This window comes from Vibrio sp. THAF190c, assembly GCF_009363355.1.
Lineage (GTDB): Bacteria > Pseudomonadota > Gammaproteobacteria > Enterobacterales > Vibrionaceae > Vibrio > Vibrio fortis_A.
The window spans coordinates 2,558,021-2,570,973 of sequence record NZ_CP045338.1; the positions used below are offsets into that span (position 1 = coordinate 2,558,021).

At 46.8% G+C, this 12,953-nt stretch carries 14 protein-coding genes; 4 read left to right on the forward strand and 10 right to left on the reverse strand.

Features of this window, described 5'->3' with window-relative positions; translation table 11 throughout:
• Window positions 1-152 precede the first annotated feature (152 nt).
• Entirely contained in the window at window positions 153-833 is a 681-nt protein-coding gene (locus tag FIV04_RS11410; protein WP_152469186.1) for a glutathione S-transferase family protein, read from the forward strand.
• Window positions 834-921: 88 nt separating this feature from the next.
• On the opposite strand, the gene thiI is transcribed toward FIV04_RS11410, so the two are convergent.
• The 3 genes from thiI to pomA form a co-directional block, all read right to left on the reverse strand.
• A complete protein-coding gene (gene thiI, locus FIV04_RS11415) occupies window positions 922-2,370 on the reverse strand; it encodes a tRNA uracil 4-sulfurtransferase ThiI (RefSeq protein WP_032551649.1) in 1,449 nt (482 codons plus the stop codon).
• A 296-nt stretch (window positions 2,371-2,666) separates the two neighbouring features.
• The gene (locus tag FIV04_RS11420; RefSeq protein ID WP_032551648.1) at window positions 2,667-3,617 is read right to left on the reverse strand and encodes a flagellar motor protein MotB; all 951 of its coding nucleotides are present in this window, start codon (window positions 3,615-3,617) and stop codon (window positions 2,667-2,669) included.
• Between the two features lie 11 nt (window positions 3,618-3,628).
• Complete coding sequence (gene pomA, locus FIV04_RS11425; RefSeq protein ID WP_032551647.1) at window positions 3,629-4,393, reverse strand: flagellar motor protein PomA; 765 nt, start codon at window positions 4,391-4,393, stop codon at window positions 3,629-3,631.
• Window positions 4,394-4,710: 317 nt separating this feature from the next.
• Here pomA and xseB point away from each other — a divergent pair, with 317 nt between their 5' ends.
• The 3 genes from xseB to dxs are packed head-to-tail and all read left to right on the forward strand — an operon-like array spanning window position 4,711 to window position 7,763.
• Window positions 4,711-4,953 carry an exodeoxyribonuclease VII small subunit gene (gene xseB, locus FIV04_RS11430; protein WP_032551645.1) on the forward strand — a complete coding sequence of 81 codons (243 nt, stop codon included), beginning with the start codon at window positions 4,711-4,713 and terminating at the stop codon, window positions 4,951-4,953.
• A gap of 20 nt (window positions 4,954-4,973) precedes the next feature.
• Window positions 4,974-5,858 (forward strand): (2E,6E)-farnesyl diphosphate synthase, encoded by an 885-nt coding sequence (gene ispA / locus FIV04_RS11435; RefSeq protein ID WP_032551644.1) that lies wholly within the window; start codon window positions 4,974-4,976, stop codon window positions 5,856-5,858.
• A 21-nt stretch (window positions 5,859-5,879) separates the two neighbouring features.
• On the forward strand, window positions 5,880-7,763 hold the full coding sequence (dxs, locus tag FIV04_RS11440) for a 1-deoxy-D-xylulose-5-phosphate synthase (protein WP_152469187.1): 1,884 nt from the start codon (window positions 5,880-5,882) through the stop codon (window positions 7,761-7,763).
• Window positions 7,764-7,843: 80 nt separating this feature from the next.
• Here the strand turns inward: dxs and FIV04_RS11445 are convergent, their stop codons facing one another.
• The 7 genes from FIV04_RS11445 to FIV04_RS11475 form a co-directional block, all read right to left on the reverse strand.
• On the reverse strand, window positions 7,844-8,194 hold the full coding sequence (locus FIV04_RS11445; protein WP_152469188.1) for a putative quinol monooxygenase: 351 nt from the start codon (window positions 8,192-8,194) through the stop codon (window positions 7,844-7,846).
• 83 nt (window positions 8,195-8,277) lie between these two features.
• Window positions 8,278-8,784, reverse strand: a complete 507-nt coding sequence (gene pgpA, locus FIV04_RS11450; RefSeq protein WP_152469189.1) for a phosphatidylglycerophosphatase A — start codon at window positions 8,782-8,784, stop codon at window positions 8,278-8,280.
• Complete coding sequence (gene thiL, locus FIV04_RS11455; RefSeq protein WP_152469190.1) at window positions 8,781-9,758, reverse strand: thiamine-phosphate kinase; 978 nt, start codon at window positions 9,756-9,758, stop codon at window positions 8,781-8,783. Before thiL ends, pgpA begins: the two co-directional genes overlap by 4 nt.
• Before the next feature lie 80 nt (window positions 9,759-9,838).
• On the reverse strand, window positions 9,839-10,306 hold the full coding sequence (gene nusB / locus FIV04_RS11460) for a transcription antitermination factor NusB (RefSeq protein WP_004734399.1): 468 nt from the start codon (window positions 10,304-10,306) through the stop codon (window positions 9,839-9,841).
• Window positions 10,306-10,776 (reverse strand): 6,7-dimethyl-8-ribityllumazine synthase, encoded by a 471-nt coding sequence (gene ribE, locus FIV04_RS11465; protein WP_004741508.1) that lies wholly within the window; start codon window positions 10,774-10,776, stop codon window positions 10,306-10,308. Before ribE ends, nusB begins: the two co-directional genes overlap by 1 nt.
• A 255-nt stretch (window positions 10,777-11,031) precedes the next feature.
• A complete protein-coding gene (gene ribBA / locus FIV04_RS11470; protein ID WP_032551636.1) occupies window positions 11,032-12,141 on the reverse strand; it encodes a bifunctional 3,4-dihydroxy-2-butanone-4-phosphate synthase/GTP cyclohydrolase II in 1,110 nt (369 codons plus the stop codon).
• Window positions 12,142-12,251: 110 nt separating this feature from the next.
• Window positions 12,252-12,908: a riboflavin synthase gene (locus FIV04_RS11475; protein WP_032551635.1), complete on the reverse strand. Its 657-nt coding sequence runs from the start codon at window positions 12,906-12,908 to the stop codon at window positions 12,252-12,254.
• Between the last annotated feature and the right edge of the window lie 45 nt (window positions 12,909-12,953).

Here is a 12,953-nt window from a genome sequence, read left to right on the forward strand (position 1 = left end):
TTTATCAATAGCTCACCTTATTGAAACACTCTTAATCAGACTGGCTTCTTGTTAATCTTGCAAATTAAATTTGAACGTACGTTCAGGTTGAATTATAGTCAATGCACAAGCACGGATGTGCCGCAGACAAATAACGAACTAGGAGTTCACTGATGATTAAGTTCTACTTCCACCGTACCCCAAACCCAATGAAAGTTGCGCTCTATCTTGCAGAGACAGGTCTAGCCTACGAGCTTGTCCCAGTCGATACGCTCAAAGGTGAGCAACACACTCCGGAATTTCGCCTAGTTAACCCAAATGGAAAAACCCCGGCAATTGAGGATGACGGCACACGCATTTTCGATTCCAATGCAATCCTGCTTTATCTATCAGAGAAAACCGGCCTGTTTGCAGGTAAGCCACAAACGCGCGGTGAGTTGCTCTCTTGGTTGATGTTTATCGCATCAGGACTAGGGCCTTTCTCGGGTCAATCAGTTCATTTTCATAAAGCGGCGCCAGAAGATCTTCCTTACGCAAAGAATCGCTACCGTCGTGAAGCACAACGACACTATGAAGTGCTAGACAATCATCTGGCTGATAAGACGTACATGGTGGGTGACGAATACACTATCGTCGATATGGCGGCTTGGGGCTGGATAGACAAAGCGCCATTTGTTCTTGGTGATGACAACGCGCTTGATGAATACCCCAACCTAAAACGTTGGTTCGAGAGCATTAATGCACGCCCAGCGGTTGCCCAAGCGCGTGAGATTGAGAGTGGTATCGATTTTAAATCGACGATCGATGAAGAAGCAGCAAGAGCCCTGTTCCCGCAGAACTTTCCTAAAGCCTAGAGCTCAGTTACTTGGAACACTCTGTTTCTAACGACCAATAAAAAAGCCGCTGTTATAGCGGCTTTTTAGATGATGTGTGGAGAGTGACCTAAGGGCGGTACACTTTCACGTTAGAGAAGCCTTGCTCTTGCAAGTAAAGCGCTTGCAGACGGCTCATAACACCACGGTCACAGTACAGTAGGTACTCTTTGCTCTGGTCAAGATCACCAAACTGCGTTGCGAGCTTGTAGAAAGGCAGGTGCTTCACGTCAACGCCATCGATCTCTAGTGGGTTTTCGTCTTCCTCATCAGGGCTACGGATATCCAGTACGATTGCGTGCTCAGCAACAGCTTGAACTTGCTCAACTTCAGGCGCTTGCTCTTGGCTCTCTTTCTCGATGTCACGAATGTCCATCACGCGAGCGTTCTCGATCACTTGCTCAAGCACTTCAAAGTTAAACTTCGCTTCTTCCGCTTCTAGTTTACCTTTCTTCGCTTTCACTGTTGGCTTCTTAGAAATAACACCACAGTATTCAGGCATTACTTTTGCGAAATCTTCAGTACCAATGTTACGAGCAAGGTCGATGATGTCTTCTTTGTCCCAGTTGATCAGAGGACGAAGGATCAAAGTGTCTGTTACGTTATCGATGTGACGTAGGTTAGTCAGCGTTTGGCTTGATACCTGACCTAGTGCTTCACCTGTAACCAGTGCTTCGATCTTGAACTTCTCTGCAACCATACCACCAGCACGCATGAACATACGCTTAAGTACAACGCCCATTTGGCCATCTTCAACGTTCTCAAGAATTTCAGCGACTACTGGTTCGAAGTCGATAGAGATAAATTTCACTTTTGCAGAAGAACCGAACTTGTTCCAAAGGTAGTGAGCCACTTGCTTAACACCGATTTCGTGTGCAGGACCGCCTAGGTTGAAGAAGCAATAATGTACTTTAGAACCACGTTTGATGTGCAGGTAGCTTGAAACGCCAGAGTCAAAACCACCAGAAATCAGGCTCAACACGTCTTCTTGAGTACCTAGAGGGAAACCACCTAGGCCCTTGTGACGAGCGATAATCTGGTTAAGCTTGTCGTTTGCGATCTCTACTTTAACCGTCACTTCTGGATCTTTCAGCTTAACGCTTGCCGATTCTACCGCTTGGTTTAGGCCACCACCAACGTAACGCTCTAGTTCGATAGACGTGAACTCGTGCTTACCACGACGCTTGGCACGAACAGAGAAAGTCTTACCTTCAATGTCGCCACGGCTGCGCTCTAGTACCTGCTCGAAGATATCGTGTAGATCTTTGAATTCAGACTGTTGAACTTCAAGAGAGTGGTGGATACCTGGAGTTTGAGTCAGGATCTCAAGCACTTCTGGGTAGTACTTATCGCTCTCAGATGTGACTTCGATGTGGTCACGACGGTTGAATACCGCAACGCTTTCACAGCGACGCTGGATAACGTTACGAATGTTGCACTCTAGAATCCTTGTGAAGCGCTTACGCACCGATTCACTTTTTACAAAAATTTCCGGATGGGGCTTAACAATAAATTTCATAGTACTTTCACAACATTAAACAAGTTTAAGGGGCTCGGCGCTAAGCAAAAAACTGAGATTTCACCGAGCACTTGAAGCAAGAATAGATCATATCTAAATCTAAGGGCGCGAATTATACATGAGAAAGTCATACAAGGAAAAGAATGCTTGCCCTAACCCTATCATCAACAGGGAATAAGCACTCAACCTGTAGAGTTTGTACTGCTAAACACAGTGAAAGGTTTAGTTTTTCCCACAAAAAAGCCCGAGTCTCGATAACTCGGGCTTTCGATTTAAGCTTTATTATTGAGGTGATTCTATTCAGTCACGACCGGAACTTCATCACTGTAGAGCGGTTCGCCCTGCATGATGCTGATCTCAACTCGGCGGTTAAGACTTCTTTGCCAGTCAGTATCATTCGGCTCCAGTGGCTCAGTATCTGCCATGCCGCGTACTCGCAGTCGCTGGTGAGAGAAACCTCTGACCTTCTCCATCTCTTGAGCAACCGATACTGCTCGCTGAGATGAGAGATCCCAGTTTGAACGGTACAGCTCTGAATCTAGGCGTTGGTTATCGGTATGTCCTGATATGCGAACAATACCTGGTACGTCTTTCACCAACTCAGCCACCTGTCTTACCAAAGGACGGAACTTAGGTTGCAAGAACGCCGAACCTTCAGGGAACGCTCCTTTCTCACGAATTCGAATCACAATCTGCTGACCTAGGTTCTCAACCTCGATAGCACCTTGGTCAATCTCACGCTCCAAGGCTTTCTTGATGCTCTCCATCAAGGTTTCCATCTCTTGAGATTGCGCTTCAGACTGCTGCTGTTGTTCCTTCTCTGACTCAGAGTTTTGGTTGTCGTGAGTCGACGTCTCTGGAGACTTACCGCCAGTCATCTTACCTTGGTCACGCATGGTACCACCGGCACGCTCAGACTCCCCTTCATGAAACTCTAGCGTTTGCTGGGTAATATCGATGGTCTGCTGCATGATGACATCGATCGGTGTCGGCTCTGGACGCCCCGGACGAAACTCTTGCGCTATGATGCTGGTCCCCTTTGGAATGTCTTTCACTTCCAAACGGTTTTGTACACCAAAGGCAAACTTCATCGAACCGGCGATCTGTTTAAACTTCAGTACGTCCATCTCAGAGAAAGAGAGCAGCAGTACGAAGAAACACATCAACAGTGACATCAAGTCAGCAAAGGTACCCATCCATAAAGGTAAGCCGGGGGGAGGACATTTACAGGGAGTTTCTTCTTCCATTACCGAGCTCCTTAATCAGCTTCGCCATCTAGAAGACGTTTGCCCTCATTGAGGTAGTTCTTCAGGTAACCATCGATAACTCGTGGGTTTTGACCATCTTGAATCGCTAATACGCCATCCATTACTAGTCGGCGGTTTAGCGTCTCTTGTTCGCGACGCAGTGCTAGTTTGTCGGCAATCGGGAAGAACACCATGTTAGATAGAATCGCACCATAAAGGGTCGTCAAGAGTGCTACCGCCATCGCAGGACCGATCGCTTTTGGATCATCCATGTTCGAAAGCATCGCAACCAGACCAACCAGAGTACCAATCATACCCATCGCCGGGGCAACGTCACCGAAGGCGCTGAACACTTTACCGCCCTGTTCATGACGTTCATCGGTTAGAGCAATATCTTTTTGCAGTGCTGCTCTTACTACGTCAGCATCGTGGCCATCTACTAGCAAGTCGATGCCTTTCTGCATAAAGCTGTTGTTGATTTCCATCTCTTCGAGTGCAAGAAAACCACCTTTACGTGCCGCATCTGCCATCTCAACCACTTTCGCGATCAGATCTTCTGGCTCGTCAGCTTTGAACATAAAGGCTTTACCTGCAATCTTTGCAGCACCAAAGAACTGACCCATTGTGAACTTCATCAAGACCACAAAGGTTGAACCACCAACCACGATCAAGATCGAAGTCGTGTCATAGAACATCCCAAGGCTTCCGCCCAAGATCATCGCCATGATCACGAAGGCAAATCCACCAATTAAACCTATTAGGGTTGCTAAATCCACTGAGCACTCCTCATGCTTTTTCTTGTTCTACCTCGAGAATAATCTTCTTATCGGCAAGACTATAAGATCTTTTAGAAAATTCTTGGCCTAAGTATCACACTTTTGAGTCTGAATGACATTAAGACTTATGAATAACTGCGCATTACAAGTAAGCACATCGGAAGTAGGTCTTCTCAGACGTGGCACTTCTGTAGTCACACCGATATGGCTGCCAAGCGCCCGATAAAACAAACTTTCTAGCAAATTTTATTGGTTACATTTGACCATCTCTACGCCCTAGGGTAACGTTCGTTCATCTTTCCAAACGCAGAACTATTATGGCTACTAAGAAACCGGAAAATATGAGCTTTGAAGCAGCAATTGAAGAGCTTGATGGCTTGGTTGATCAACTTGAAAATGGTGATCTAGCTCTAGATGATGCGCTGAAGAAATTCGAGCGTGGAATTGCACTAGCTCGTGCAGGTCAAAGCAAACTCAACGACGCAGAACAGCGAGTGAGTATTCTTCTTCAAAACGACGAAGATGCTGAGCTAAGTGACTTCAACCCACAACCAGAATAACGAATAGTATGAGATCCCCTATGATTGAGACTTTAACGTCTTATCAAGCACGTAATAACGAGCAGTTAAACCAATGGCTTGATCGCCTTCCACATCAAAACCAAAACCTAATCAAGGCTATGCGTTATGGCTTACTGCTAGGTGGAAAACGCGCACGTCCATTTCTTGTCTACATCACAGGGGAAATGCTTGGCTGCAGCGCTGAAGAGCTAGACACACCAGCATCAGCGATTGAGTGTATCCATGCCTACTCATTAATTCACGATGACCTACCAGCAATGGACGACGACGAACTGCGTCGCGGTCATCAAACCTGTCACATTAAATTTGACGAAGCCACGGCTATTCTTACCGGTGATGCACTACAAACGCTGGCCTTTACTATACTTGCAGAAGGCACATTAAGTGCTGCTGGAGAGAGTAACCGCGTACGTATGATTCAACGCCTAGCTGAAGCCTCTGGTGCTCAGGGTATGTGCATTGGACAAGCACTCGATTTAGAAGCGGAAAACCGCACTATTTCGCTGCAAGAACTGGAAGAAGTCCATCGCAATAAAACGGGTGCATTGATGAAGTGTGCCATTCGTTTAGGTGCATTGGCCGCTGGCGAGAAAGCCTTCGAGGTGCTGCCGCAGCTTGATAAATTTGCCGACGCGATTGGTTTAGCTTTTCAGGTTCAAGACGACATTCTCGATATCATTAGTGATACAGAGACTCTTGGTAAACCACAGGGTTCTGATGAAGAACTGAACAAAAGCACCTACCCTTCTTTGTTAGGATTGGACGGCGCTCAAGAAAAAGCTCAAACTCTATTGAACGAAGCGCTTCAAGCTTTAGACGCAATCCCATACAATACCCAGTTACTCGAAGAGTTCGCCCGATATGTCATCGAGCGCAAGAACTAAGACTATAAGCGCGCATTACCTATGACTCTTGATATTTCAAAGTACCCAACTCTTGCTTTGGCTGACAAGCCAGAGGATTTGCGTCTTTTACCAAAAGAGACGCTTCCACAGCTCTGCGATGAGCTACGTACCTACCTCTTGAACTCTGTGAGCCAGTCAAGTGGTCACTTGGCATCAGGCCTTGGTACGGTGGAACTGACGGTTGCTTTACACTATGTATACAACACTCCTTTCGATCAGTTGGTTTGGGATGTGGGCCATCAGGCTTACCCACATAAAATTCTAACTGGTCGACGTGATCGCCTATCGACTATCCGCCAGAAAGACGGCTTACACCCTTTCCCTTGGCGCGAAGAGAGCGAGTACGACACACTTTCTGTTGGTCACTCATCGACATCTATCAGTGCCGCTCTTGGTATGGCAATCAGTGCTAAAAAAGAGGGTAAAGATCGTAAGGTCGTGAGCGTGATAGGTGATGGTGCGATCACTGCTGGTATGGCATTCGAAGCTATGAACCACGCCGGTGATGTTCACAACGACATGCTGGTTATCCTTAACGATAACGAAATGTCTATTTCCGAAAACGTGGGTGCATTGAACAATCACTTAGCTCAGGTTCTTTCTGGCAATCTTTACACGTCAATTCGTGAAGGTGGCAAGAAAGTGCTATCTGGCGTTCCGCCGATTAAAGAGCTAGTGCGTCGTACTGAAGAACACCTTAAAGGCATGGTAATTCCTGGAACCATGTTCGAAGAGCTTGGCTTTAACTACATCGGCCCAGTTGATGGCCACGATGTTAACGAGCTAATCAAAACGCTTAAGAACATGAGAGATCTAAAAGGTCCTCAGTTCCTGCACATCATGACCAAGAAAGGCAAAGGCTACGAGCCAGCTGAAAAAGATCCGATTGGCTACCACGGTGTACCTAAGTTCGATCCTGCACACTCTAGCCTACCAAAGAGCACCAGTGCCAAGCCGACCTTCTCTAAGATCTTCGGTGACTTCCTTTGTGATATGGCCGCGCAAGATCCTAAGCTGATGGCGATTACTCCTGCGATGCGTGAAGGCTCAGGCATGGTTCGATTCTCGAAAGAGTACCCAGAACAGTACTTCGATGTGGCTATCGCAGAGCAGCATGCAGTGACGCTAGCAACTGGTATGGCGATTGCGGGTAATAAGCCAATTGTGGCTATCTACTCGACCTTCCTACAACGTGGCTACGACCAACTGATCCACGATGTGGCTATCATGGATTTACCTGTGATGTTCGCCATTGACCGTGCAGGTCTTGTGGGTGCCGATGGTCAGACTCACCAAGGTGCGTTCGACTTAAGCTTTATGCGCTGCATTCCAAACATGGTGATCATGGCACCAAGCGACGAGAACGAATGTCGTCAAATGCTATACACTGGCCACCAGCATAATGGCCCAAGTGCGGTTCGTTACCCACGTGGTAATGGTATGGGCACAGAGATTCAGAGTGAATTTACTGCACTTGAGATTGGTAAAGGCCGTATCGTTCGCAGCAGCCAGCAGCAGAAAGAGGGTTCGAAAGTTGCAATCCTAAGCTTCGGTACCTTCCTTGAGAATGCACTGCAAGCCGCTGATACTATCGATGCAACGGTTGCTGACATGCGCTTTGTGAAACCTCTCGATGAAGCACTTATCAAACAATTAGCCGCTGAACACGACGTTCTGGTAACGATTGAAGAGAATGCGATTGCCGGTGGTGCTGGTGCAGGTGTGGTAGAGTTCTTGATGCAAGAGAAACTGCCAATGCCAGTATTGAACCTTGGTCTACCAGATAAGTTCATCGCTCAAGGCACCCAAGGTGAGCTGCACGAAGAACTTGGCTTAGATGCGAAAGGTATTGAGAAAGCGATCAACGACTACCTCGCTAAATAAGCAGCGAATGCTTCAGATACAAAAAAGGTTGGCCATATGGTCAACCTTTTTTATTACCGATTTGATAGCAAGCAATTCGCTTATTTCAGAACAGGTGCGTCGTAGTTCTCTGGTTCATCGGTGTAGATACACACATTGAACTTCTCAACTAGGCCAGTCTCTTCAACGCATTGCTGCTGGAAGAACTCTTGAATTTCACGACGTTGGCAGTGCGCTTCAAATGCTTGATTGTCTGCCCAGATCTCGTTGAATGCGATTGGGTAGCTCTCACCTTCAGCAAATGGGCTCTGCAGGTGACGAGTCACTGTGTACTGAATACAACCATCTTCACGCATTGTGTTTGGCTCAAGCGCTTTTAGTACTTCGAAAAGCTCATTCAGTTTGCCCTCTTTTGGCTGAAACTGAGCGATACAGTAAACCTTCTTAGACATTATTATTCCTTGTTTTCTTTTGTGTAACTAACCAACTAAGGCGCTCTAACTCAATATTGGCATGCCAGAGCACCATAAACTGTTTATGCTAACCAACCCGCAAAATGACCCACAGCGTAAAGCGCAATGCCTGCCATCACGCCCGCGACGATATCATCAATCATGATGCCTAGGCCGCCATGGATGCGTTTGTCTAACCAACCAATCGGCCACGGCTTAACCATATCAAAGAAGCGGAACAGTACGAAGCCTGTCAGCAACCACTTCCAGTCATCGGTTGGGAGCTGTAGCAAAGGCACTAGGCACATAGTGATCCAAAAGCCTGCAAACTCATCCCAGACGATTGAACCATGATCGTGCACACCCATGTCATCAGAGGTTACCTGACAGATTTTGACACCAATGATGCAGCTAATAACCACAGCCACGACATACATCGGGAACGGCAACTGAACCAATAATAGGTACAGTGGGATCGAGGCCAAGGTGCCCATGGTGCCAGGCACGACCGGAGAAAGTCCGCTACCAAACCCAGTAGCCAACAAATGCCAAGGGTTCTTTAGTGAGATAAGAGAGAGAGGGTTTGTCATCCGTTTACCTTAAAATGATCGTATCCACTTAAGTCCCAACTTAGTGGTTGACCGTTGTTATGCAATTCAAAGAATTCTACAGGTCTTATCTGACCAATGCAGGTAACTTTTGTTCCAGTGTGTGACAAAGCACTTTCCAATGAACCTTTATTTTCTTCCGGCACGGTAAAGCAAAGCTCATACTCTTCGCCACTGGTCAGCGCATAATGTTGTGCTGCTGAAATATCTGATGCGAACTGGCGTAGCTCTTGAGAAATAGGCAATGCACTCACATCGATGCTCGCGCCCACTTGTGAACGCTTAAGGATATGCTTCAAATCTGCAATCACGCCATCTGAGATATCAATGGCGGATGAGGCGAGGTTCACAAGAGCCTGGCCAGCAAGCACTCGTGGAGAGCTAACATAGTGTCTCTCTTCAAGCTCTTTAGCGTAGGGTTTGGATTGGTTTGTTTGTGGGTCCAGTAACACCTCTAGGCCAGCCTTGCTGTCGCCTAGGTTACCTGTCACGTAAATCCAATCCCCGACTTTGGCACCGTCACGACGCAGCGCCTTACCTTCTGGCACAAAGCCTTGCACTGTCAACGTAAGGCTCAAAGGGCCCTTAGTGGTATCACCACCGATCAGTTGAATACCAAAATAGTCCGCAAGCTTAAAGAAAGAATCACAGAAAGGAGCCAGCCACTGCTCATCAACTTCAGGCATGGTCAGCGCGAACGAAACCCAAGCAGGGGTTGCGCCCATAGCGGCCAAATCGCTGATGTTCGACGCCAGTGCCTTATGCGCCACCCAAGCCGGATTCGCTTCGGCTAAAAAATGTGTACCTGCGACTAAGGTGTCAGTGCTGATAGCAATCTCTACATTACTTGGTGGCTTGACCAAAGCGCAGTCATCACCTGCGGCAAGATGTACATCCTTACGTTGAGGCTGTCGGTTTACGAAGTATTTATCAATCAGGTTAAACTCACCAGACATGTGATTACCTTTCTTTTACCGTCATCAGTTACAAAAAAGGCCAGCATATTTGCTGACCTTTCGATTCTATGTCGAACGTATTATTTCTTACGAACGTGCGGTGCCGCTTTATCAAGTACACCGTTAACAAACTTGTGGCTGTCTTCTGCTGCAAATACTTTTGCAAGTTCGATAGCTTCGTTGATGACCACTTTGTATGGTACATCTTCGCGACGAGTCATCTCGTACATAGCTAGACGAAGAAGAGCAAGCTCCATTAAGTCCAGATCTTGCATCGGGCGAGATACGAATGGACGAAGTTTGCTGTCTAGTTCCATGTGGCTTAGAGCAACACCAGTTAGCAGGTCGCGGAAGTATGCAACGTCTGTTTCTGGCATAGCAAGCGCAGGCTCAGCTGCGTGATGCTCTTCTTCATCATACTTACCACCAGATAAGAACTGTTCTTCAACTGTGGCAATATTTTCTTTAGTAATTTGCCAAGAATAAATTGCTTGTAGAGCAAATTGACGTGCATTACGACGTGCGGCTGGTTTCACACTGGCCCCCATTAGGAATCGATTTCAGAAAGAACGTTGATCATCTCAAGTGCGCTTAGTGCAGCTTCTGCACCTTTATTACCAGCCTTGGTTCCTGCGCGTTCAATAGCTTGATCGATCGTATCAACAGTTAGCACACCGAATGCTACTGGAAGAGAGTATTCCAGAGACACTTGCGCCAAACCTTTATTACATTCACTACAAACATAGTCAAAATGAGGCGTACCGCCACGAATTACTGTACCTAGAGATACAATCGCGTCGAACTTACCTGTTTTTGCAACGCGCTGCGCTACAAGTGGAAGTTCAACTGCACCTGGACAACGAACAACAGTGATGTTGTCTTCGCTAACTTGTCCGTGACGTTTTAAAGTATCGATTGCACCAGAAAGTAAACTTTCGTTAATAAAACTGTTGAAACGAGCAATAACGATAGCAATTTTTGCATTTGGCGCTGGGAAGCCACCCTCGATCACTTTCATAAGCCTTCCTTTAACTATTTTCATCAAGTGAGAATCGCCGGATTCTAGCACAAAACTGTGAGCAATATCTAATGCTAATTTTATTGAACTGATACCGGAGAAACAAAGTGGTAACGACAGCGTGATTCCTTTGTCGATAAGGCTCAAAACGCAGAGAGCGGACTATGCAATCTTGTGCTCTCTGCTTGCTACCTATCGTTTAATCGAGACTGTATTACCTAAAAAGTTTGCTGATTGTTCTGTTTTGAATCAGCGTTATTCGCACACGTACTCAACAACGTTCAAACCAAAACCACCCAGTGCGTGGTAGCGTTTGGTACTTGAAGAGAGTAGGCGCATGTCTTGAACACCAAGGTCTTGCAGGATCTGAGAGCCTACACCAACACGACGTGACGTGCCTTGCTTCTTAGCCATAGTTGGCTGCTCGTTCTTATCTTGAGCTTCGAAAGTCTTCACTTTGTGGATGAGAGAATCAGACGACTCTTCATTACCAAGAATCACTAGAACACCACCTTCTTCGCCGATACGCTTCATCGCTTTATCTAGCGACCAGCTGCGCTCAGTCCCACGATCAGAATGCAGCAGATCGGTGAATGTGTCATGCAGGTGAACACGAACCAATGGCGCTTCACCCGTTAGGTCACCCTTTTGCATCGCGTAGTGGATTTGGTTATCAATCGTATCGCGGTATGTCACGAGTTCGAAATCACCAAACTCAGTCGGTAGATGACACTGCGCGACGCGCTCAATCGTTGTCTCGGTGTTGTTGCGGTATTCGATAAGGTCTGCAATCGTACCTAGTTTGATGTCGTGCTTTTCAGCAAACACTTCAAGGTCTGGACGACGTGCCATAGTGCCATCGTCATTCAGGATTTCAACAATCACAGATGCTGGTTCACAGCCTGCCAAGCGAGCCAAGTCACAACCCGCTTCAGTGTGACCTGCACGAGTTAATACACCGCCCTCTTGAGCCGTCAATGGGAAGATATGGCCCGGTTGAACTAGATCTGCCGCTTTCGCCTCTTTCGCCACAGCCGCTTGAACAGTCACAGCACGGTCTGATGCAGAAATACCCGTCGTTACGCCTTGTGCAGCTTCAATAGAAACGGTGAAGTTAGTAGTGTATTGCGCGTTGTTGTCTTGAACCATTGGCGCGAGACCTAAACGGCTCGAGCGCTCTTTGGTTAGCGTCAGACAGATCAAGCCACGACCGAACATCGCCATAAAATTGATTGCTTCTGGCGTTACATGCTCTGCCGCCATGATCAGATCACCTTCATTCTCGCGATCTTCATCGTCCATCAGGATAACCATCTTTCCTAGGCGGATGTCTTCAATAATTTCTTGAGGAGTACTAATTGGCATTATTTTATATCCTTTGAAATGGTTCTGCTTCCAAGAACCGACACTGTTTAAACCTGATTGGAATTGCTCAACTCCACTGCCCTTCGCTGTCGCGCACAAGGAGTCGTTGATTAAGCAAAACCGTTTTGTTGTAAGAATTCCATTGTTAGACGAGACTCTGGCTTAGACTCTTCTTGCTGGCCTTGCAGTAGTCGCTCCATGTAACGAGCAAGTACATCTACTTCAAGGTTCACCTTACGACCGACATTAAATTGATCGATCGTCGTCTCTGATGAGGTGTGAGGAACAATAGTCAGCTTAAACGCGTTCTTACGTAAATCATTCACTGTAAGGCTGATACCATCGACAGTGATAGAGCCTTTTTGAGCGACGTACTTTGAGATCTCCGCAGGCATCTCTACCCAGAATTCAATCGCACGACCAACTTGGTTGCGCTCGACAATCTCACCAACACCGTCAACGTGACCAGAAACAATGTGACCGCCAAAACGCGTGGTCGGCAGCATTGCTTTCTCAAGGTTTACTTTATCGCCCGCTTGATAGTCGATAAAGCCGGTCTTTTTCAGAGTTTCCAGTGATAAGTCAGCGCTATAGCTGTTGTCATCGAATTCAACCACAGTCAAACACACACCATTGGTGGCGATGCTGTCGCCGAGCTGTACATCAGACATATCCAGCTTACCGACATTCACGGTTACCGTAATATCTTCACCGCGAGGTGTGATAGCACTTAGGGTACCTACGGCTTCTACAATTCCTGTAAACATTCTAAAACTCTTGTTCTTACTGCTTTTACATCAAGCAGTTAAATT